Origin of the sequence: Pedobacter sp. KBW01 (assembly GCF_003852395.1) — a bacterium.
In the GTDB taxonomy this organism is placed as follows: domain Bacteria; phylum Bacteroidota; class Bacteroidia; order Sphingobacteriales; family Sphingobacteriaceae; genus Pedobacter.
This window is the reverse complement of record NZ_QAJQ01000034.1, coordinates 42,317-62,928: the sequence shown is the minus strand read 5'-3', so window position 1 is coordinate 62,928 and position 20,612 is coordinate 42,317. Positions and strand designations below refer to the sequence as shown.

Here is a 20,612-nt window from a genome sequence, read left to right as displayed (position 1 = left end):
TGAGATTAACACAAAAAAATTCAGCCTGGTATTATGTTTAATAAGAAGAAAAATAACGATAAAGAAGAAAATATAATGAATACTGAAAATACATCAGAAAATACTACCGAAAATGTAGAAAATACTGATGCCGCTGCAAATGTAACTGAGCAGGCTCCGGAACTAACTGCTGAAGAAAAATTACAAGCAGAAGTTCAACAACTTAACGATAAATATCTACGTTTATATGCTGAGTTTGACAATTACAAACGCCGTACACAAAAAGAACGCGTAGAGTTATTACAAACCGCTGGTAAAGATGTAATAGTTTCGCTTTTACCAGTTTTAGATGATTTTGACCGTGCATTAAAAGCCATGGAAAGCGCTAGTGAGGTTGCTCCGGTTAAAGAAGGCGTTTTATTGGTTAGCACCAAATTGAAAAACACTTTGGCACAAAAAGGTTTAAAAGATGTGGAAAGCATCAGCCAGCCTTTTAATACAGATTTCCACGAAGCCATTACCAATATCCCTGCCCCTACCGAAGAATTAAAGGGTAAAGTTATTGACGAGGTTGAAAAAGGTTATACTTTAAATGATAATGTGATCCGCTTTGCTAAAGTAGTAGTTGGAGCTTAGAAGAATTGAAAAATTGGAAGGTTAAAGGTTGGAATGTTGTAAACAGCAATTTCAGCAACTGGTTCCAAGCTATGAAATAATGAAGAGAATGTTTGTTTGGTACGTTAAACGTTTCAACCTTCAAACATTTTAACGTTTATAAAGAAAATGAGTAAAAGAGATTATTACGACGTATTAGGCGTAACCAAAAGCGCAGCTGCTGACGAGATAAAGAAAGCTTACCGTAAGATGGCGATCAAATATCACCCAGATAAAAATCCGGGAGATAAAGCCGCTGAGGATAAATTTAAAGAAGCTGCAGAAGCATACGAAGTTTTAAGCAGCCCGGAGAAAAAACAGCGTTACGATCAGTTTGGCCATGCCGGTGTAGGCAGTAGTGCCTCTGGTGGTTACGGTGGTGGCAATATGAACATGGATGATATCTTCAGTAATTTCGGAGATATTTTTGGTGGTCATAATCCATTCGAAAGCTTTTTTGGTGGCGGCGGTGGTGGTCAGCAACGTGGCGGCCGACGTGTAGCCAAAGGCTCAAACCTGCGCATTAAGGTTAAATTAACACTTGAAGAGATTGCGCACGGTGCTGAAAAGAAAATTAAGGTTAATAAACTGATTGTATGTAAAACCTGCGATGGTTCTGGTGCAAAAGATAAATCATCGGTAAGTACCTGTGGTACATGCGGTGGTAGCGGCCAGGTACGCAGGGTAACCAATACTATTTTAGGCCAGATGCAAACTGCATCGACCTGCCCTACCTGTAATGGAAGCGGTCAGCAAATTACTGCTAAATGTAATGTTTGCCATGGCGACGGTGTGGTACGTGGCGAAGAAACCATTACCATTAACATTCCTGCTGGTGTAAGCGAAGGCATGCAACTGAGCATGAGTGGCAAAGGAAATGCAGCGCCAAACGGCGGTATTCCGGGCGATCTGATTATCTTAATTGAAGAAACTCCACACGAGACCTTAAAACGTGAAGGCAACAATATTGTTTACGATTTACATTTAAGTTTTGTAGATGCTGCTTTAGGAATGAGCATAGAAGTACCTACAATTGATGGTAAAGCCAAAATTAAAATTGATCCGGGTACCCAAAGCGGAAAGCTATTGCGTTTAAAAGGCAAAGGTTTACCAGAAGTGAACTCTTACCACAGAGGTGATGAGATTATCCACATCAACATCTGGACACCTAAAGCGCTAAGTAGCGATGAACGCAGTGCTTTAGAGAAATTACGCGAATCTCCAAACTTTAAGCCACAGCCTGGCAAAAACGATAAGAGCTTCTTCGAAAGAATGAAAGAATATTTTGAGTAATTAATTCCACATAAATTTAAAAACCGGTGTCACAAGCATCGGTTTTTTTGTTTGTTTTCAAGACGTAATTTCGATTCGAAAGGACGAGTAATAATTATTCACTTTATGTAATCTGCCACTATTTTCGTTTCTAATAAACCTTTCTGCCACATAACCTGTTCTCTGTAAATGAAGTGGAGAATTGGTTGTTCTGGTTTTTATTACCGCGAGTGGAAAGAAGTTTTCTATCCGAAAGGTTTGGCGCAAAAAGATTGGTTTAAGTATTATTGTGAGCATTTTAATACAATAGAAATCAATTCTACCTTTTATAAAATGCCAACTCAAAAATCATTCGACAAATGGTACCATGAAAGTCCTGATGACTTTGTATTTACCATTAAGACTCCACGTTTAATTACACATTACAAACAGCTTAATGATTGTAAAACGCTCATTAACGATTTTTATGCAGCTGTTCAATCAGGCCTAAAAGAAAAAATAGGCTGTATATTATTCCAGTTCCCACCCAAATTTGAATACACTTCCGGTCGGTTGGCCAATCTGACCGAAAATCTAAATTCCGATTTTCAGAATGTGGTAGAGTTTCGTCACCTGAGCTGGTTTAACGAGGAAATTTATCAGGAACTTTCTCAAAGTCATATCATTTTTAGCGGTCAAAGTTATCCCGCTGTCCTACCCGATACGGTAATCCAAAACATGGATAAGGTGTATTATCGCTTTCATGGTAAACCCGTACTTTACAAATCGGAATATGATAAAGCATTGATTGATACTTTCCCTAGGCAAATTAAAGCAAACTTTAAGGAGGTTTTTGTTTATTTTAACAATACCTGGGGCACAGCTGCACTGCATAATGCCAAACAATTGCAGCTGGCTGTAAAATAAACATTCAGTCTATGTTATATAATTAAGCGCAAAACTGAAATAAAATAAACCTGTTGATCATGATATTTTGTTATACGAACCTTAATTTAGCACCAACAATAACAAAATTTAACGGATGGCAGGCCTTGCAGCACTGAAGGTCTTTTGCTTTTGTTTTCACAAACCTAATATTATGCGCATTGCTGTAATCGATCTGGGCACCAACACCTTCCACCTGCTTATTGCAGAAGTAAATGCAACTGCATTTGAAATTCTGTACAAAACCAATGTACCTGTTAAGCTGGGCGAAGGGAGGATTAATGATAACGTTATTATCCCAGCTGCATTTGAAAGAGGCATAAACTGCCTTAAAACCTTTCAAAATACTATTGCTGATTATAATGTCGATCGAGTAAGGGCAACTGCAACTTCGGCAGTTAGAAGCGCTGAAAATGGAAACGATTTTGTGGAAGCCGTTAAAATGACAACAAGTATCAGCATCGAAACAATTAGCGGCGATGAAGAGGCAGAATTAATTTACCAGGGCGTAAAATTGAGTGGAGCCATACAAGAGTTATCGTTAATTATGGATATTGGTGGTGGCAGCGTAGAGTTTATTCTCTGCAACGAGGAACAATTGATCTGGAAAAAAAGCTATAACATTGGGGCAGCACGCCTGATGCAACAGTTCTTTAAATCTGATCCCCTTTCTGACGAAGATAAACAAGCCATACTTTTTCACATTCAGGAACAATTGACAGATCTTTTCGAAATCTGTGAAAAATATAAACCACAAATTTTAATTGGTTCGGCTGGTGCATTCGAAACTTTTGCGGAACTGGTTACCCGAAAACATAACCAGGCTATAGATATTGCTCAAATCAAGACCTTTCTGTTTAACTATGACGATTACATAGAAACATCTATAAAACTAATCAATTCTACTCACCAGCAAAGAGCAGAAATGCCGGGAATTATTCCGCTACGGGTAGATATGATTGTAATTGCCACCTTAATTACGAATTATGTTTTAGGGCGTTGTAAAATAAACCGGCTTACGCTTTCTACCTATGATCTAAAAATGGGCGTTTTGGCTAGCCAGATATAAAAAAATGATCCGTACAAAGTGTACAGATCATTGAGAGAATGAAAGCGTAATTTATATTTAGTATTTTTTAATAAGTGGGCTATTTATAGGAAACATTAATCTTCCCCATAATTGCGTATTCTGCTTTATATGGATAATAATCTTGCTGCTTAACAGTTTTATTATCTAATTTAAATGCGACCAGATATTCGCTACCTTCAGCTATTAACTCATTATATTTCCAGTATAAACTGTCGTCTATTTTAAATTCATAACGTCCGTTTTTATCGGTAACTGCGGTATGGTTGGTGCCTTTTAGCCTGAGTTTTAAACCAACCATTGGAACATTGTTGTTGTTATTGTTCAAAAACATATAACCATAAAATGTTCTCAAAATTACAGGCTCATCAGGTTTATTTAATTGATGATCGTTTTTTGGCTTAACAAGCTCAACAGATTCCTTTCTTGGTGTTGCATGTGAACTTTGTGTTAAAATACTTGCTCCAATGGCCAATACGCCCAGGTATTTCATCCAGTTTCTATTCGTCGTTGGAACGATTTTTAAATAGTAGTTGAGTTGATTTAACTGGGTTTTACTTAAGCGGCCGCATACAGATGAACTGGCATTGGCTAATGTTTGAATGATTTGGGCATTGGTATACCCTGAGAAATCGATTACGTTTTTACTACAGGCAGTACAGAAATTAAAGCCTGCGCCTTTTTCCATTTCATCCCAATTTTGGGTACAAGGTTCCGCTATGGTTATTTCTGAATTCATCATTTTTCTAAATTTAAAGAATGATGAACCATTATTCCGATTTCCATAAGACTATGGAAATTTATTTCCTCAGGTGCGAATATTTATAAATTTCTTCATCAGTAGTTAACACCTTTACTATACTTGGATTTTTGGATGAATATAAGATGGGAAGCTCCTGATCTAAGTAAAATTGTTTGAATTCATATTTGCTCATGAATACATCCTCGGTTGTATTATTACCGTTATCCAATTTAAACATCACCCTTATTTTGGTCATATCAATACTCCTTGTAGAAAACGAATCACCACCTACTACCTTGGCTACCACAAATACACCATTTCGTTCAAGTTCTTCATTTACAAGGCTCACATCCCGAGAAAGAAATGTAATAACTCCTCCCACCAGGCAGCTTAAAAAAACGCCAATAATTAAAATACTACCAATAATATCTCTTTTATTACTCGTTTTCCCATTATTTACTGCAGTAACTAAGCCTAAAGTAAAGATAGCTGCAGAAATCGCAATACTTATTCCACCTGTAAATGCAATAAAAGAAGTAAAAGACTGATATAGGGTAATGGGAATTAAATAATAGAACAGGACACATAAAAAGGCCGTTACTCCTCCCCAGAGTATAATTTTTTTTATCATTTTAAGCGTTAATTACACCGTCTAAATTAGAAAAACTGTTTAGATGATCAAACCTGTTAAATATGAATATAATTTTTCGGTGGGTAAACCCATGACATTGGTATATGAGCCCTCAATACGTTCTACTACAACAATTCCCCACCAATCTTGTACGCCATAGCTTCCAGCCTTATCAAAGGGCTTATAATTATCGATATAGAAATCAATTTCCGCTGCTGTAACAGCCTTACAGGTAACTTCAGTGCGATCGTAAAACGAAAACAGTTTATCGCCCTTAACCAACGTTACCCCGGTAAAAACCTCATGTTTACTACCAGATAGTTTTTTGAGCATTTCTTGTGCGTGTGTCCGGTCTTTAGGTTTGCCTAAAATTTCGCCGTTTAAGGCCACAATGGTATCCGCGGTAATAATGATTTCGCCATCTCCGGTAAATGCCCTTGCTTTTTTCTCTGAGATATAAATTGCAATCTCTGCCGGGCTAAGGCCTTCCGGATAACTTTCGTCCACATCTTTCAATTCAACCTTAAAATCGAGGCCCATCAGGCTTAGAAGTTCTTGCCTGCGCGGCGATTTAGAGGCTAAAATAATCGGTGGAAATTGAACAGGCATATCTTAATTTTCCGCTAAAATAAGAAAAGCGACCTAAAGCCGCTTTTCTTATTTCATATTTTTCAAAGATTAATTATTACCGCCCCCTTGTCTGCGTTTTTCCATTTCGGCACGTTGCTCTTTCTGCCAGGCTTCGTAAGTTTTTTTCTGATCGTCGGTTAATACTGCAGTAACTTTTGCATCGTTCTCTGCACGCATTTTTTGCATTTTCTCTCTCATTGCATCTCTATCGCCACCTTGCATTTCTTCGCGAAATTTTTTCATCGCTTCTGCCTGTTCGGTAAAAACAGTTGTAAGCTTTGTTTTTTGATCGTCAGAAAGTTTTAATTTTTCGTCTAATTGTTTTACGCGTTCTTCAGGTTTCATCATCATTCTACCTTGTCCACCACCTTGTTGTGCATTAGCGAAACCAGCTATACCTAGCATCAATCCGCAGATCATTAATAATTTTTTCATGTTTTTTGTTGTTTTTTGGTTGAAAATTGACTGGTTGGAGTCTAAAAAAAATTAATAGTTTAATGGCGAAATGTAACTTAGCTGTTGCACGTTATTACTTTTAATCCTTCAGCAGCAATACCGGTACATGCGATTTGATGGTTAGCTTCTGCGATACACTTTCATGCAGCAAACTCTCGAAAAAACTATATTTCTTGGGTAATGCGATAATGAGTTGTGCGGCCTCATTTTTGGCAAATTTCACAATTCCTTTAATGGTATCTGGATGGTCTGAATAATGGTAAGCCGGCGAAAAATCGCTTAACATATCATGCAGAAAATGTTCTTCCTCCCGATCGATATGATGCCCTGAATTGATATTGAGTACCAAAAGTTCGAGCGCGTGTTTGCTCAGGATATTTTTAAGGGCACGCATTGGGATGACTTCTTTAACTTTTTTAAAATCGCAGGCTAAAACTGCTTTCCTGATGGATTGGTAATCGGCCTTGGGCGGTACAACCAGCACGGGCACCGGACTCGATTTTGAGATTTTAATGGCGTTAGAACCGATATCGCTTTCATCTTTGGCTTTTTTTCCGTTGCTGCCAATAATAATCAGTTCTATTTCTTCCCGGTTTACACGATCAATTACCGATCTTAAAATAGTATCGCGGGTTAAATAAACTTCTACTTCTGCCTGAGGATTGATTTCGAGTAGTTTGGCCTTAAGTTTTTCTAAAGCAGCTAGCCTGTCCGAAATTTCGTCTGCAATGCGATCGTCAGTTGTTACCAGCATATCGGGTGTAGGCAGAATGCTTTCGTATTCTGAAACGTAATAAGCGTTGAGCAAAATTATTTTAGCATTGGTCATGGCGAAACTAAGCCTGGCCGCATATTTAGCAGCATGATCTGCTGTTTTGGAAAAATCTACAGGTACGAGGTATGTGCTCATATAATTAAAGTTAATGTTTTTTACATTCATAGTTTAATCAATCGATTGATTAAACTATGAATGTAAATTTCGTATATAATCCAGTTGATTGCAAATTTTGATGAACGAGAATTATAATGGGAAGGTCAATACTGATTGATGTACATATGATGTTGCACTGAATTAGATCTCCTATTGCCGTTTAGAATAATAGAAATACGTCATCTCGACTGGAGCGCAGCGAAATGGAGAGATCTCCTACCAGATTTAGTACACTGAGCATTACCTCATTCTCAGCTTCCTTACTCTTTGCTAAAAATGCTAGATGGCTTGATTATTCAAACAGATTTCTCGACTACGCTCGAAATGACGATTTGGGCTAATGGCGACCTAATAAGAATCGTCTTACTAATGAACAAGTTTGGAGTTGAGTGCTTGGAGTTGGGAGGAGTTTACCGAAGATAAAGTTTGCAATTGGCAGTTTGCAGTTACTAATGAAAGATTAAACAAGTTCAAAACTGGACAGTTAATCGGTTTAAACAATTAACCAATTACCAGCTGATGAACAAGTTTGGAGTTGGGCGTTTAGAGACAATTAACCAATTTAAACAGTTAACCGCTTAACCAACTAATAAACCTATACCCCCGAATCGGCGGCATTTGGGTTTTCATCGTGCCACTTGCCTTGTACTTTCATTACCTTTTCGATAATATCGCGTACAGCGGTTTTACCACCACTATAGGGCGAAATAAAAGTAGAAATGGCTTTAATTTCTTCAACGGCATCAGCCGGACAGGTTGGTAGCCCAACCAGTTTCATTACTTTTAAATCCGGAATATCATCGCCCATATAAAGCACTTCTCCGGCAGTAATATTTTTATTGGCTAAGTATTGGTTAAAAACCGCAACTTTATCGCCCGTCCCTAAAAAAACATCGGTTACACCCAGGTTAAAAAAACGTTTACCCATGGCAATCCCATCACCACCCGAAATGATGCAGATGTTGTAACCACGTTTAACGGCCAATTGCATGGCATAACCGTCCTTAATGTTAAAGGTGCGCAACGATTGACCATTATCAGTAACCTGAACAGATCCATCTGTTAATACACCATCAACATCAAAAATGAAAGTGGTAATCTCTTTTAGCTTCTGAAGAAACATTTTAGTCTGGCGTTTAGTGTTTGGCTAAGAGCGTTGGAGCCGCCTCAAGACTGAAGGCTCCGAACTCATGACTAATTACTGATTATCTCTCCACTCGTACACCCAGGCCGATTGGATTTGCTCTAAATGACCTTCGCTGCTTTCTTCGCGTGTTCCTTTAAAATTTGGCAATTCTAAAACCCAGTCGATCAATTCGGTAAAGCGGATGCGGTAAATTTTGGTTTCTGAAAAATCATCACCAAATTTCTCATATAAAGACATGGCAATATCCTCGTAGTCGTTCCAGTAAAAAGGTAAGGCAAATTTATCGTTGTTCATGTTTTGTTCTTTGTTGTAAAGTTGAAATGTTTTAATGTTGGAAAGTTTTCTAGCTAACTATCCAAATTAGTGTCCCATGAAGCCAGACTGATCCGGGATGGTAACTTCGATGTCGCCATCAATCACTATACACTGGCAGCCTAAGCGGGAAGTAATTTTCGGACGCACTGCCCTATCAATAAAATCTTCTTCTTTATCAGAAATCTCTTCGATATTATCCATACCCTTGGTTACGTACACATGGCAGGTACTGCAACCGCAAACACCACCACAATTGTGTTGTAATTCAATTCCGTTATCCAGACAAACATCTAAAACAGACTCACCAGCAGCAATAGGTAATTCTATTGGATCGTGATCTGCTTCTTCAAAATTTATTTTTAGTTTAAAAATGCTCATAATTATTTTGCAAAAGTAATAAGCAAAAGCCGTAAAAATGCTATTTCGGCATTAATTTTATGCTATCGCTTAATGTTTGATAAATTTCCTGCAACCCGGGCATATCGTTCAACATGCTTAGGTGCTTATTTATAGTGGTTTCGTCATCCCTAACCGCTGGTCCGGTCTGCACATTTTCGGGTAGGTTAGTCATTACCTTATCGGCAGTCTCGGCTATTAAAGGTCTGATGATTTCAAAATCCAGATCATTTTGCTGCAATACCCGGTTGGCTAGCGCATATAAATGGTTGGGGAAATTGCAGGCAAAAACAGCGGCCAGGTGTAAAATTTTTCTTTTATCGCCATCCAATTCGTAAACCTGCTGACTTAATTTCGATGCCAGTTGTTTTAAAACATCTAGTTCAACCGCACCTGTAGCTTCAATACAAAGTGGAATGCGATCGAAAGATACATCCTTCCTTTTAGAAAAAGTTTGCAATGGATAAAAAACACCTGCATGTTTTACCTGGCTCGATAATACTTTAATATCGGTTGTACCCGAGGTGTGCACCACTAAACCGCTTACCGCCTTTAACCCTTCGGCAATGCTTTCAATAGCATCATCTTTAACGGAAATGATATACAAATCAGCATCAACTTTAACCGCACTTAAATCACTTACTGCCTCAGCAGCTATGTTATCAGCTAATAACTTCGCATTAACCAGGTTTGGGCTGTACACCTGCACTACATCTTCGCCTTTGGCTTTTAAAGCTTTTGCTAAATGTGTAGCAACATTACCCGAACCTAATAAAACGATTTTCATGTGCTTATCCGATCCTGGCTTCTTTTCTTCTTCTAAAAATAGACAGCAAGAAACCAACCACCATTACAATGGTACCTGCCCAATATAAATTGATGAAAGGAAATTCGATTGCTTTGAAAACTACCCAGTCTTTAGCCTGTTGTGGCTTTTCGAAAATCTGCAATTCTACTTTTTTCTCATCTGGTAAAACTCTCGAGAAACGGAATTTCAGGTCCAGTTCATCTACTTTACGTGCGAAATCGAAAGTGTTGTTGCCTTTGATTAAGAAAATTGGTTCTGTGTTGTAAACTTTTCCGGCAGCATTAATTTCTAATGGTAAACCAACAGCATAATCGCCCTGTGCCAACGCTAAATCTTTGGCAGTAGGTTTTCTGTTTAAATCTTTAACCGTAACCACCCCACTCGAAGTATGAATGGTATCACCTACTGAAACTTTAACAATTCGCGGTGCTTTGTAATTTTCATCATCCGAATGGCCTTCATGATCCTCGTGCGATGATTGCTTAACTGCCGCACTGGTAATGTGCGTATACACATCGTAAGTAAGGTAGTGCTTCGTATCAGGAGAAGCAATTAAACCCATTTTCTCGTTATCCTGAGTGTGAGGGTGCAAATTGAAATCTTCTTTAACCTTACCCTCCTTATCTATAACCTTGAAGTTTAAGGTATAAAAGGTATTCGGAGCCTGAGTAGTATCGCTTACATAAGTTACCGTGTACTTGCCCATTTGCTTAGGCTCGTTTTTGTACAACATGATGTTTTCGCCAGGTTTCTCCGTTTTCTCAAAATCTTTAACCGGGATAAACTTATTCGCGTTTATAGAAATCGGTTTATTGGTAGCTGCAGAAATAAGTGCACCTAATACCAGGATAGCAAAGCCGATGTGCGCAATAGCCGACCCCGCCAGTTTAGCTTTACCACCGAAAGCCTGGTACAATACAGCCGCATTAGATAGCACTGCAAATAAACAGCTAAAAGTAATGAGGATATACATGGTATTGGTGTAAATTTCGGTTACATACACCAAGCCAGCAGTTAAAACAGCCGAGAAAATAACAGCAGATACTAAACTGCTATAGAATTTACGCGGATCGGTTCTTTTGTATTTTAAATATTGTGAAAATCCTGAAATCAAGGTAATTAGCACCGCAAAAGGGGCCTGCCACTGGTTGTAATATTTAATCGCATCAACAGGTGGTGAAAAATTGGTGCCGAATGCCTTGTTAAATACCGGAACTGAGGTAGAAAAGATTACCTGAATACAGGCAACGGTTACCACTAAAGCGCCAATAAACATCCAGAACTCGCGTGAATAAGTTTCTTCGTCTTTTGTGGTGATTGGCAATTCTTTCCATCGCTTAATAATCAAAGCAACAGCTAAAACAGCAAACACTACATTGTACAAAATCAGGTGACCAAACATCCCCATATCGGTAAAAGAGTGTACCGAAGTATCGCCCAAAATACCACTCCGGGTTAAGAACGATGCATAAAGCACCAACAAGAAGCTTAAAAACACGAGGGCAATTGCTGTAAAATAGGCATGACCGGTATTTTTATAGGCAATCATTACGTGTACTGCCCCGATTAAGGTTAACCACGGAATTAATGACGCATTTTCTACAGGGTCCCATGCCCAGAAACCACCAAAGTTTAATGCTTCGTAAGCCCAGAAAGAACCCATAATAATACCAGTTCCCAGAACCATTACCGCAAAAAGCGTCCATGGCATAGCTGGTTTAATCCACTCTTTATATCTTTTTTGCCATAGGCCCGCAATTCCATAAGCAAAAGGAACCACCATACTGGCGAAACCTAAAAACAATGTAGGCGGGTGAATCACCATCCAGTAGTTTTGCAACAATGGATTTAAGCCTTTACCATCAGTAATAAATTTCAGGTAGTTTTTATAATTTTCCGGATTGGCAAAAACCACAGGAGCCTGCGCTTTTAAATCCATCGCATCTCTTAGCAGGATAAATGGAGAGCTACCAATACGTTCGCCAAAAATTTCTACCCCCAACATCATCGAGGTTAAAAACACTTGCGAAAATGCAACGGTAGTCATTACCGGACGTTCCCAGGTTTTGGCTTTCCAGATTAACAATCCGCCTAAAAACGACTGCCAGAATGCCCAAAGCCAAAAACTACCTTCCTGCCCTTCCCAAAAAGCAGAGATGATGTAATAAACAGGAAGTTGTTTTGAAGAGTGCGATTGAACGTAATAATATTCAAAATAATGGCCAAAAATTAGGTAGAACAATACTGCTCCAACACCAATAATACTAGCCCAGTTAACCAGGAATCCAATTCTTCCGAGATTGCGCCATGATTTGTCTTCTAAATTTTTCTCTCGACTGGCATAAAAATAAGAGATTGTTGATAATAACGATGCACTAAACGCCAGTACAATAAAAAACTGTCCGATTTTACCCGGCAGCAGGTTTTCGCCTACAAATTGAATATCCATTAAAATTAGTTATATTTTTTTTCGCCGTATTTCCCTACGGTGTCTACCTTACCATCCTTATTTACCTCTACCAGGTTATCATTATATTTAGATGGGCATTTCATTAAAATTTTCGATGCGTAGAATTTGTCCTTATCCATTTTACCGATAAGTACGAGTTTTTCTGATTTCTCAAAATCCTGTGGTTTGGTTCCGTTATAAATTACTTGACGGATTTCACCCTTTTCATCTTTCATGTAAAAAGAAAAATGGTTGGCGTCTTTAACCGCATCGTAGTAGGTACCTTTTGATTTTTCCCAGTAGCCCATCACATGTTCTTCCTTGTTTGAAGAAGTTGCTTCTTTAAAATTAGAGTAGGTATCGGTATTGGCATTTAAGCTAAATAAAATCCCTACCGAAATGGCGATGGTAATCAATCCAATAATGGCACTTTTCTTCATGGTTATCTGTATTGTAAAAGCTGGCAACAAAGATAAAAAAATAGGCATAGCCAGCATTCTTTTACAGTTTTCTTGTCTTTATATTGACAATTAACTGATTTTTTGAAAGAAAATCTTTCAGAAGCCTGTACTATTTATATCGGTTCTTAAGTAATTCTGCTTTATCTGCCTCAGGAGATAAAATTTCATCACCTAAATTGTTAATTTTGACATCGGATAACTAATACTGATTAACGAACCCCTAACCTGCGATTGATATGCGTCTCAACCAATGCTATAAGCTTATATTTTTTATTGCGCTTTTACCTTTTTTAAGTTCTTGTTTTGAAGTAATTGAAGAAATTTCGATGAAAAACGATGGCACCGGCGATGTGGTACTGACAATAAACCTGAGCCAAAGTAAAACCAAAATAGCTTCGGTAATGCTGTTAGATAGTGTACAAGGCTATAAAGTACCGAGCAAACAGAAGATACAGCAAGAATTAAACGAGGCTGTTGCTTACCTAAAAAAATCGGAAGGGATAAGCAACGTAAAAAGCACGTCAGATTTCAACAATTTTATAGCTACCATTAGTTTTTCGTTTAAAGACGTTTCCAACATTAATAATATCACCAAAAACATCCTCGCCCAGCAAAAAATTAAGGCTACCAATACCTCATCTTACACTTACAACAAGACCACTAAAACCTTCAATAGAAAGTACCAGGCCATTGGCACCGCTAAAACCGAATTTAACAAATTAAAGCAGAAAGATAAGGCTGTTTTTAACGGTGCCACCTATACCAGCATCTACCGTTTCGAATCGCTTGTAACAAGTAGTACCAATCCGGCATCAAATGTATCGAAATCGAAAAAAGCAGTGATGCTAAAAAGCACCATTACCGATTTAATAAACGGAAAAATTAATGTATCCAATTCAATACAACTATCTAAATAACAAAAAGCAGCTTACCTGCAATTGTGTAGGTAGCATTGCTCACACAACAACAAATTACCAATGAAAAAAATTCTATTTTCTTTCTCCCTCCTGTTATTATTCAATTTGGCCAAAGCACAGGATTTGGTTAAAAAAATACCTGCGAATGCTTTTACCGTTGCGACCATTAAGGGCGACAATATTTTCAAGCAGATGTTTGTAAAAGATTTTAATGAATCGTTTGTGGGCAAGAAATTACTGGAAGGTACATCCAAATCGCTCGAGAAAAACTTTACCAACGTAGAGGATTTCGGGATTAACATCGAGAAAAACATGTACTACTTTAACCAGTTAACGGATAGCATTAGCTACAACTGCTTTCTGATCCCTTTAAAAGATGCTGCTAAATTTGAAAATCTGATTAACAACAAAGACGGTAAAATTAAAACCACAGGTGATGCCAAAACCATGGTGTTGCCCGATAGTACAAGCATCATTAAGTGGAATAACAATATGATGTACTTCGTAACCGGCAGCATTAAAGGCTCTTTCTTTGCAGATTCAGCCAAATCGGCCCGTTATGGCATTAAAGATATCAGGTTCCAGCAGGACGAAGCAACAACGGTTGATAGTGCTGCTGTTGCTGTAGATTCGACCTATGCAACCACAACCGATGAACCTGTTGTAGAAACTGTAATTGCACCGCCTGTTAAAGTTAAAGCGAAGCAAAAAACAGCCGCCAAAAAAGCCATTGGAAAGAAAAAGGCTACCAGGAAAAAAGTAGCAATAAAACCAAAGCAGGAAGCGGAAGAAGAAGTTATAGCTGATGTTGCCATGGATGCTGCCGAAGCGGTACCCGCAGCAGAAAAAGTAAACGCGGATTATGACCTTTATCAGCAGGAACGCGCCGAACAGGAAGCTAAGAAAAAAAGACTGGCCTTTACCTGGATGACCGCACAGGCAGAACAGATTTTTAATGGCAATTACGAATCGATAGAAAACAATAAATCGTACACAAACAGTTTAGATAGCAAAGCTATTGCCGAGCTTTGGGTTTCGAGCTTGCAGGATGTTTACAATGCTGTTGCACCCGAATTTGGCACTTATGGAAAAGCTGGCCTGATGAAAGGTTATGGTAGTTTAAATGCCAAACTGTTTATGGATAATAAGAGTTTCCGTATTTCTACAGGTTTAGAACTGGCACAGGAACAAGCCGATTCGTACAAAAAAATCATGAACAAAAAGCTGAACAAGAACTTTTTAAAGTACGTAAACAGCGATAAAGCAATTGGTTTTATGAGCTATGCCATTGATACCAAAGCCTACCTGGAAGAATTCCCGAAACTGATGAAACAAACCTATGGTTCATTCCTGGGTGCCCGTATGGATGAAGAAATGGACCTTGGTGCTGACCTGCTTTCTTTATTATTAGATGAGGAAGCAGTTAGTAAAGTTATTAAAGGCGATGCCTTATTTGTAATTAATGGACTGAATACGAAAGATGTAACTTACACTACGTACGATTACGACGATGATTACAAACAAAAGGAAGTGGTTAAAACCAAAAAAGAAACCTTGCCCGATTTCCTTTTCATGTTTTCATCTGACGATACCAGGCTTATTAACAAACTGATTAAGTATGGCGTAAACAAGAATTTTGTTAGCGCCGATGGCAACATTTATAAAATAATAGAAAAGAAAAGTCCGATTGATATTTATTTCCTGATTAAAGATGGTATTGTGTTTTTTGGAAACTCGTTAACCGAAATACAAGCCATAAATAGCAATCAGGTAAATAACACCATTAGCAAAACACACAAAAACCTGTTGAGCAAGAATAACTTCAGCTTTTTGTTTAATGCTAAAAACCTGGTAGGCAAAGTACCGGCTTCTGAAATTGGCGGCGAAGAAACAGCTAAGAAATTCAACAGCACTTTAGAGAAAATGGGTAATGTGTATATGAAATCTAACCCGATTAAAGGTAATCTGGTATCGGCCGATATCAGTGCTGAAATTCCAAACGGACATGAAAACGCCTTAAAATATTTGTTCAGTTTAATTGAAAATGCGGCTAAGTAATTTGCAGTTAGCAATGGGAACTTAGCAGTTAGCATTTCAAAGTTATCAACTTTAATAGCGCTGTTACCAGAAAGTTGACAACTTTAGAAACACTAATAGTTAACCAAGGAGCGATTGAACTAATAAACCCAATACAATTAACCGGTTAACCAATCATGGTAAAATTTTTAAAAATAACAGCAGCGATAGTTTTATTGCTGCTTGTTTTTTATTTCGGCTTTTTTAAATACAGGCAAATTCAGGCTAATAGAGTATTAATTCCGGTTACTACCCAGGCTTTGTTTAAAATAAATGTAGATGAACTATACAAAACCATTGCCGTTAGTTATGTGAAACATCCCAGCCAATATTCGGGCACAGATAAGAAAGGGATTGAAGAAAAGATAGCCGATCTAAATACAGGCTTAAAAATCCCTGCAAACATTTACATATATGGTTTAAAAGGGCAAGCTAAAAATACTTTTTTTTCGCGTTTAGAAATCGTTAATAGTTTAGCATTTAAGCGCTTTATACTGAAAAAACTTTCATTAATTAAAAAAGATACCAATTTCTTTCAATCTACAGATTCAACTTTTTGTCTACTGTTGAACAAAACAAGTGTAGCTATCGCATTTAGTCCCAAAAAGGTCGCGGTAAAAACTTTTTTGGCCAACATACTGAATCAGAAAAACATGGTTAAAATTGGCGATAGCAAATTTAACCAACTGGCCGATCTATCCGATCACATGTCTTATCAGGATGCAGAAAATTTAAGCAAGCTTAATTTCACCGATGGGAAAATTAATTTTAGCAATGAATTTGTAAATCGATGGCTTGAACCTGCTGCTCAACCAAAGCACCGTATTTTAAATCCGGAAAGTACGATAAGTATGTGGCTAAATGGAACCTTTAAGCCTGCATTGGTCAAAAAAAATACTGCGGTAAGTGCTGCTGTATTTTCCAAAAACAACTTTTTTAAGTTTTATAAAGGCTACCTGGATTTCGAATGGACCAACACCGTAAAGCAGATGGATACTGTTGTGAGTTATGAGTACAATGATGACTTTGAACAGGTAGAAAAAAAAGTGGCCAGAGCGCGCAACATTCCTGGCATCTCCATAAATATGAGTGCAAATGATCAGGAAGTAAGTAATTATCTTAAATCATCGGGTTCACTGGATCAATCGACAGGAAAAATTAGTAGTACTGTGATTCCGCTGTACCAGGTTTACTTTAAAGGTAACAATGGAAACATTCAATTAAGCACTTTGCCAAATGCCAAACCTGATTTTAAAATGGAATCAGCAGACGATTTCTTTTACTTCAAAGTAGATTTTAAAAAACTGTTTAAACAAATGTCATTTCTTACAGTTAGCGATAATCTGAATATCTTTAGTCAGCTGGAGATGCATGCAAAAAGCATAGGGAAAGATAAAATCAAGTTGGAATCGGAACTTTTGTTTGTAAACCAGGATGCCAATTCCCTGATTCAGTTATTGAAACAATTGAGAAACGGCTTAGGCAATTCACTGGAGCTTAATTTCAAGTACAATATTGATGTTCCGATAAGCAAGTAAGTTATTTTCTACAGATTCAAGATAATTTTATCCATAAAAAATCCTTGCAAATTTTACATCTGCAAGGATTTTCGTTTTAAGCCTTAACCTTTAAGTTTTGACCGCTTATGGCCAAACACCCAAATTCATGTAAGAAACAGCAATTTTATCAATCGAATTAACAAAAGCTGCAGTTCTTAAGGTTTGCGTACCTGGTTTGGTCTTTAAAGTTTCGCGTATTTCGTGGTACGAATGGATCATGGTGTCTTCTAAACCAGAGTTAACCAGTTCCATTTCAGATGCGCCTTTCACAATCATCAAACGGTGCTCAGGAAGAATGGTTTTCCCAGTTAGGTTTTCTAAAGTGTTGATCAGATTCGCATTTGAATTAGCTGCGTAACGGTTTTCCATACGGCCAAAAGCCACATGCGAAAGGTTTTTCAACCATTCGAAATAAGAAACAGTAACACCACCAGCATTACAATACATATCAGGAATAATGATACCACCCATTTCAGTAAAAATTGCTTCAGCTTCTGGCGTAGTTGGTCCATTTGCACCTTCAGCAATAATTTTAGCCTTGATGTTACGGATATTCTGCTCAGTGAACTGGTTTTCTAAAGCAGCAGGAACAATGATATCGCAATCCTGCTCCAAACCTTCCATTGAATTTTTGAAATCTTTAGCACCAGGGAAACCTAAAATTGAACCTGTGTTTTTACGGTGTGCAAAAACCTCATCAACATTTAAGCCGTTCGGGTTGTAAATGGCTCCTTCAAACTCGCAAAGCCCAACAATGGTTGCGCCAAATTCAGCAAGGAATTTAGCAGAATGGTAACCCACGTTACCTAAACCTTGTACAATTACCCTTTTATCGCCTAAACCAGCCTTAAAGCCGATTTTAGCCATATCTTCGGCAACTTCTACACACTCGCGTACAGCATAAGCCACACCACGTCCAGTAGCCTCTTTACGACCACGGATACCGTGCAAAGCAATTGGTTTACCGGTAACACAACCCAATGCATCTAACTGACCAGGGTTCATGGTCATATAAGTATCGGCAATCCAGCTCATTTCGCGTTCTCCCGATCCATAATCAGGTGCAGGAACGTCGATACCAGGACCAATAAAATTTTTCTTAATTAATTCTGTAGTATAACGGCGGGTAATGGTTTCTAACTCGGCAACGCTATATTGTTTGGTGTTAATTTTAATACCACCTTTTGCACCACCAAAGGGAACGTTAACAATGGCACATTTGTAAGTCATTAACGCCGCGAGCGCCATTACTTCATCTTCGTTAACCATTTCGCTATAACGAATACCCCCTTTTGTAGGGCTCATGTGGTGAGAGTGTTCTACGCGCCAGGCATCAATTACTTCAAAACCGTTTCCGCGGCGGATTGGGAACTGGAAACGATACACACTATTACATGTTTTAATCTGGTTCAATAAACCTTCAGGATGATTGGTGAATTGAGCCGCACTGTCAAAGTTCTTACAAACATCTGCAAAGAACTTGTTCTCGTCTGCTAGATTAGCCATTATTTATTTTTTTTATGAATAAGTTTTCGCTGCAAAATTGCCTAAAAAAACCGCACATATCCAAATGCAAAAATACTTAGTGTACAGCAAACACCACACTTGCTGTGCCGCTGGGGCACTTTAGACCGTTTTAAGTAAACTGTACAAAAACAATATTTAAACCTGTTTTGAGGCAGTTATGCCGTGCTTAAATCCGAAACAAAACGAAACATTTAAACCAGAAATGAAGCGTTAAACAAGTATAAAAAAAGTTAAAAAAATATTTCAACACCAATAAATATACTTAAAATAATCTGATTAACGGCACAATCAAGGCCATTTTAAAGGAAGTGGGATATAAAAAAAGTGATCAATATAAAATTGATCACCTCTTAAAGTTAATCTAAATCGTCCCGTTGATTTAATTTATAACTAATCAAACATCACCAATTAATAAGCAAGAAACAATACTATGTAGTAGGTAATTTACATATTTACTGTTTTGTATACTTAATTAGCGATTTTCAAAAACACAAAACCCTATATCACAATAAGATAATGGCAAAAAACATACTAACCAGCGAGTCGAAACATGATGTTTTTGCGATTTTTTGGTTAAAATAAGTTGTAAACTTATTGCCGGGGAACGCTTATTTTTCGTTGTTACCTTCTTTTTCTATTTTTTTCAATCTTTTATCAATTGCGAAAAGATATGCCAATAAGCCAAGCAGGATAATTACTATGCAGATTACAACAACATAAATCTTTCCATTGCTACGTAAACTATCGGCCATTTCTACGCCATTATCCTGTGCAAATAACTGCAGGGTAGCCATCATTAATATTAGGGAGAAAAGTATCTTCTTCATTTTAGTTGTGTTGTTGTTTGTTTTCGTTTGTTGTTGATTGATTTTCAGCGGTAACGAAGCTATCACTAACACCTTTTATTTCTTCTTGATTAGGCGTGTTCATGATGGTTTCTATTGAACGTATTCTGAAACGGATGGTATATACCCAGTAACCGATTAATATCCAGCCTAAACACGCCGGGTAAAATACCATGCGCATGCGGCTATCCAAATCATAGCTGTTAAAGCCAGGGTTACCTCCGTTGCCAGGATGTAAAGAATCTTTTAAACGTGGTAAAACGAAAAGTAAAACCACCATCATCGGAAATGCAAAGATGTTATAGATAGCCGAAATTTTGGCTCTTTTCTGCTCTTCATCGATGGCATTGCGGAGAATGAGGTAGGCGAAATAAAGCAATACTGAAATTGCCGCAAAATTCTGCTTCGGATCGAAGCTCCAGAACTGCCCCCAGGTATATTTTGCCCAAATGGCACCAGTTACTAAGCCCAGTAAACCGAAAATAATGCCAGCATTTACACTTTCAACAGCTTTTATATCATCAATTTCGCTCTTAGTACTTAAAGATTTTATGCTATAGAAAACAGAAATGGAAAAAAGAACAATCATGGCAAACCACATCGGTACGTGGAAATATAGATTGCGAATGGTCTCGTTTAAAATAGCCAATCGGGGTACGCCCAACAATAAACCTGCAATTGCAGTATAAACAACCAGCACCGAAGCTAAAATTTTCCACCAGTTTTTTTTCATACGTATATAACTATTGAGTTTTGAATTAATGAATGCTACTTTTCATGCTATCAATCAATCCTTCATTTAAATT

At 37.8% G+C, this 20,612-nt stretch carries 21 protein-coding genes; 7 read left to right on the top strand and 14 right to left on the bottom strand.

The annotated features are described in order from the left end of the window. The first annotated feature begins 33 nt into the window (after positions 1-33). From DBR40_RS24055 to DBR40_RS24040, 4 genes are all read left to right on the top strand, one after another. Positions 34-615 (top strand): nucleotide exchange factor GrpE, encoded by a 582-nt coding sequence (locus DBR40_RS24055; RefSeq protein ID WP_124562279.1) that lies wholly within the window; start codon positions 34-36, stop codon positions 613-615. Between the two features lie 147 nt (positions 616-762). After that, positions 763-1,926, top strand: coding sequence for a molecular chaperone DnaJ (gene dnaJ / locus DBR40_RS24050; RefSeq protein ID WP_124562278.1), 1,164 nt, complete (start codon positions 763-765; stop codon positions 1,924-1,926). A 168-nt stretch (positions 1,927-2,094) separates the two neighbouring features. Next, on the top strand, positions 2,095-2,811 hold the full coding sequence (locus tag DBR40_RS24045) for a DUF72 domain-containing protein (RefSeq protein WP_124562277.1): 717 nt from the start codon (positions 2,095-2,097) through the stop codon (positions 2,809-2,811). 172 nt (positions 2,812-2,983) lie between these two features. Continuing rightward, positions 2,984-3,898, top strand: coding sequence for an exopolyphosphatase (locus DBR40_RS24040; protein WP_124562276.1), 915 nt, complete (start codon positions 2,984-2,986; stop codon positions 3,896-3,898). A 79-nt stretch (positions 3,899-3,977) separates the two neighbouring features. Here the strand turns inward: DBR40_RS24040 and DBR40_RS24035 are convergent, their stop codons facing one another. The 11 genes from DBR40_RS24035 to DBR40_RS23985 all read right to left on the bottom strand — a co-directional run bounded on the left by DBR40_RS24035 (position 3,978) and on the right by DBR40_RS23985 (position 12,861). After that, entirely contained in the window at positions 3,978-4,658 is a 681-nt protein-coding gene (locus tag DBR40_RS24035) for a hypothetical protein (RefSeq protein WP_124562275.1), read from the bottom strand. A 58-nt stretch (positions 4,659-4,716) separates the two neighbouring features. Further along, on the bottom strand, positions 4,717-5,289 hold the full coding sequence (locus DBR40_RS24030; RefSeq protein ID WP_124562274.1) for a hypothetical protein: 573 nt from the start codon (positions 5,287-5,289) through the stop codon (positions 4,717-4,719). A gap of 39 nt (positions 5,290-5,328) precedes the next feature. Beyond that, positions 5,329-5,898, bottom strand: coding sequence for a Maf family protein (locus tag DBR40_RS24025; protein ID WP_124562273.1), 570 nt, complete (start codon positions 5,896-5,898; stop codon positions 5,329-5,331). Positions 5,899-5,967: 69 nt separating this feature from the next. After that, complete coding sequence (locus DBR40_RS24020; RefSeq protein WP_124562272.1) at positions 5,968-6,354, bottom strand: hypothetical protein; 387 nt, start codon at positions 6,352-6,354, stop codon at positions 5,968-5,970. Between the two features lie 100 nt (positions 6,355-6,454). Continuing rightward, complete coding sequence (locus DBR40_RS24015; protein ID WP_158674126.1) at positions 6,455-7,285, bottom strand: universal stress protein; 831 nt, start codon at positions 7,283-7,285, stop codon at positions 6,455-6,457. A 616-nt stretch (positions 7,286-7,901) separates the two neighbouring features. Beyond that, positions 7,902-8,429 (bottom strand): KdsC family phosphatase, encoded by a 528-nt coding sequence (locus DBR40_RS24010; protein WP_124562270.1) that lies wholly within the window; start codon positions 8,427-8,429, stop codon positions 7,902-7,904. A gap of 75 nt (positions 8,430-8,504) precedes the next feature. Then, entirely contained in the window at positions 8,505-8,747 is a 243-nt protein-coding gene (iscX, locus tag DBR40_RS24005) for a Fe-S cluster assembly protein IscX (RefSeq protein WP_124562269.1), read from the bottom strand. Positions 8,748-8,813: 66 nt separating this feature from the next. Further along, positions 8,814-9,146 (bottom strand): 2Fe-2S iron-sulfur cluster-binding protein, encoded by a 333-nt coding sequence (locus DBR40_RS24000; RefSeq protein WP_124562268.1) that lies wholly within the window; start codon positions 9,144-9,146, stop codon positions 8,814-8,816. A gap of 40 nt (positions 9,147-9,186) precedes the next feature. Next, positions 9,187-9,951 (bottom strand): Rossmann-like and DUF2520 domain-containing protein, encoded by a 765-nt coding sequence (locus DBR40_RS23995; protein ID WP_124562267.1) that lies wholly within the window; start codon positions 9,949-9,951, stop codon positions 9,187-9,189. 4 nt (positions 9,952-9,955) lie between these two features. Further along, positions 9,956-12,421 carry a heme lyase CcmF/NrfE family subunit gene (locus DBR40_RS23990; protein ID WP_124562266.1) on the bottom strand — a complete coding sequence of 822 codons (2,466 nt, stop codon included), beginning with the start codon at positions 12,419-12,421 and terminating at the stop codon, positions 9,956-9,958. A 5-nt stretch (positions 12,422-12,426) separates the two neighbouring features. Then, positions 12,427-12,861, bottom strand: a complete 435-nt coding sequence (locus DBR40_RS23985) for a cytochrome c maturation protein CcmE (protein ID WP_124562265.1) — start codon at positions 12,859-12,861, stop codon at positions 12,427-12,429. Between the two features lie 257 nt (positions 12,862-13,118). Between DBR40_RS23985 and DBR40_RS23980 the strand changes: the two genes are divergently transcribed. The 3 genes from DBR40_RS23980 to DBR40_RS23970 all read left to right on the top strand — a co-directional run bounded on the left by DBR40_RS23980 (position 13,119) and on the right by DBR40_RS23970 (position 17,413). Next, positions 13,119-13,799: a hypothetical protein gene (locus DBR40_RS23980; RefSeq protein ID WP_124562264.1), complete on the top strand. Its 681-nt coding sequence runs from the start codon at positions 13,119-13,121 to the stop codon at positions 13,797-13,799. A 60-nt stretch (positions 13,800-13,859) separates the two neighbouring features. Beyond that, entirely contained in the window at positions 13,860-15,857 is a 1,998-nt protein-coding gene (locus tag DBR40_RS23975; protein WP_124562263.1) for a hypothetical protein, read from the top strand. A gap of 155 nt (positions 15,858-16,012) precedes the next feature. Further along, a complete protein-coding gene (locus DBR40_RS23970; RefSeq protein ID WP_124562262.1) occupies positions 16,013-17,413 on the top strand; it encodes a hypothetical protein in 1,401 nt (466 codons plus the stop codon). A gap of 105 nt (positions 17,414-17,518) precedes the next feature. On the opposite strand, the gene DBR40_RS23965 is transcribed toward DBR40_RS23970, so the two are convergent. From DBR40_RS23965 to DBR40_RS23955, 3 genes are all read right to left on the bottom strand, one after another. Continuing rightward, on the bottom strand, positions 17,519-18,940 hold the full coding sequence (locus DBR40_RS23965; RefSeq protein ID WP_124562261.1) for a Glu/Leu/Phe/Val family dehydrogenase: 1,422 nt from the start codon (positions 18,938-18,940) through the stop codon (positions 17,519-17,521). A gap of 629 nt (positions 18,941-19,569) precedes the next feature. Beyond that, a complete protein-coding gene (locus DBR40_RS23960; protein ID WP_166210262.1) occupies positions 19,570-19,788 on the bottom strand; it encodes a CcmD family protein in 219 nt (72 codons plus the stop codon). 1 nt (position 19,789) lies between these two features. Further along, positions 19,790-20,539: a cytochrome c biogenesis protein gene (locus DBR40_RS23955; protein ID WP_233603976.1), complete on the bottom strand. Its 750-nt coding sequence runs from the start codon at positions 20,537-20,539 to the stop codon at positions 19,790-19,792. Positions 20,540-20,612 lie beyond the last annotated feature (73 nt).

Excerpts from the sequence above, each read along its gene's own strand:
- DBR40_RS24055 (WP_124562279.1), top strand. The coding sequence starts at position 34 with ATGTTTAATAAGAAGAAAAATAACGATAAAGAAGAAAATATAATGAAT.
- dnaJ (WP_124562278.1), top strand. The coding sequence starts at position 763 with ATGAGTAAAAGAGATTATTACGACGTATTAGGCGTAACCAAAAGCGCA.
- DBR40_RS24045 (WP_124562277.1), top strand. The coding sequence starts at position 2,095 with ATGAAGTGGAGAATTGGTTGTTCTGGTTTTTATTACCGCGAGTGGAAA.
- DBR40_RS24040 (WP_124562276.1), top strand. The coding sequence starts at position 2,984 with ATGCGCATTGCTGTAATCGATCTGGGCACCAACACCTTCCACCTGCTT.
- DBR40_RS24035 (WP_124562275.1), bottom strand. The coding sequence starts at position 4,658 with ATGATGAATTCAGAAATAACCATAGCGGAACCTTGTACCCAAAATTGG.
- DBR40_RS24030 (WP_124562274.1), bottom strand. The coding sequence starts at position 5,289 with ATGATAAAAAAAATTATACTCTGGGGAGGAGTAACGGCCTTTTTATGT.
- DBR40_RS24025 (WP_124562273.1), bottom strand. The coding sequence starts at position 5,898 with ATGCCTGTTCAATTTCCACCGATTATTTTAGCCTCTAAATCGCCGCGC.
- DBR40_RS24020 (WP_124562272.1), bottom strand. The coding sequence starts at position 6,354 with ATGAAAAAATTATTAATGATCTGCGGATTGATGCTAGGTATAGCTGGT.
- DBR40_RS24015 (WP_158674126.1), bottom strand. The coding sequence starts at position 7,285 with ATGAGCACATACCTCGTACCTGTAGATTTTTCCAAAACAGCAGATCAT.
- DBR40_RS24010 (WP_124562270.1), bottom strand. The coding sequence starts at position 8,429 with ATGTTTCTTCAGAAGCTAAAAGAGATTACCACTTTCATTTTTGATGTT.
- iscX (WP_124562269.1), bottom strand. The coding sequence starts at position 8,747 with ATGAACAACGATAAATTTGCCTTACCTTTTTACTGGAACGACTACGAG.
- DBR40_RS24000 (WP_124562268.1), bottom strand. The coding sequence starts at position 9,146 with ATGAGCATTTTTAAACTAAAAATAAATTTTGAAGAAGCAGATCACGAT.
- DBR40_RS23995 (WP_124562267.1), bottom strand. The coding sequence starts at position 9,951 with ATGAAAATCGTTTTATTAGGTTCGGGTAATGTTGCTACACATTTAGCA.
- DBR40_RS23990 (WP_124562266.1), bottom strand. The coding sequence starts at position 12,421 with ATGGATATTCAATTTGTAGGCGAAAACCTGCTGCCGGGTAAAATCGGA.
- DBR40_RS23985 (WP_124562265.1), bottom strand. The coding sequence starts at position 12,861 with ATGAAGAAAAGTGCCATTATTGGATTGATTACCATCGCCATTTCGGTA.
- DBR40_RS23980 (WP_124562264.1), top strand. The coding sequence starts at position 13,119 with ATGCGTCTCAACCAATGCTATAAGCTTATATTTTTTATTGCGCTTTTA.
- DBR40_RS23975 (WP_124562263.1), top strand. The coding sequence starts at position 13,860 with ATGAAAAAAATTCTATTTTCTTTCTCCCTCCTGTTATTATTCAATTTG.
- DBR40_RS23970 (WP_124562262.1), top strand. The coding sequence starts at position 16,013 with ATGGTAAAATTTTTAAAAATAACAGCAGCGATAGTTTTATTGCTGCTT.
- DBR40_RS23965 (WP_124562261.1), bottom strand. The coding sequence starts at position 18,940 with ATGGCTAATCTAGCAGACGAGAACAAGTTCTTTGCAGATGTTTGTAAG.
- DBR40_RS23960 (WP_166210262.1), bottom strand. The coding sequence starts at position 19,788 with ATGAAGAAGATACTTTTCTCCCTAATATTAATGATGGCTACCCTGCAG.
- DBR40_RS23955 (WP_233603976.1), bottom strand. The coding sequence starts at position 20,539 with ATGAAAAAAAACTGGTGGAAAATTTTAGCTTCGGTGCTGGTTGTTTAT.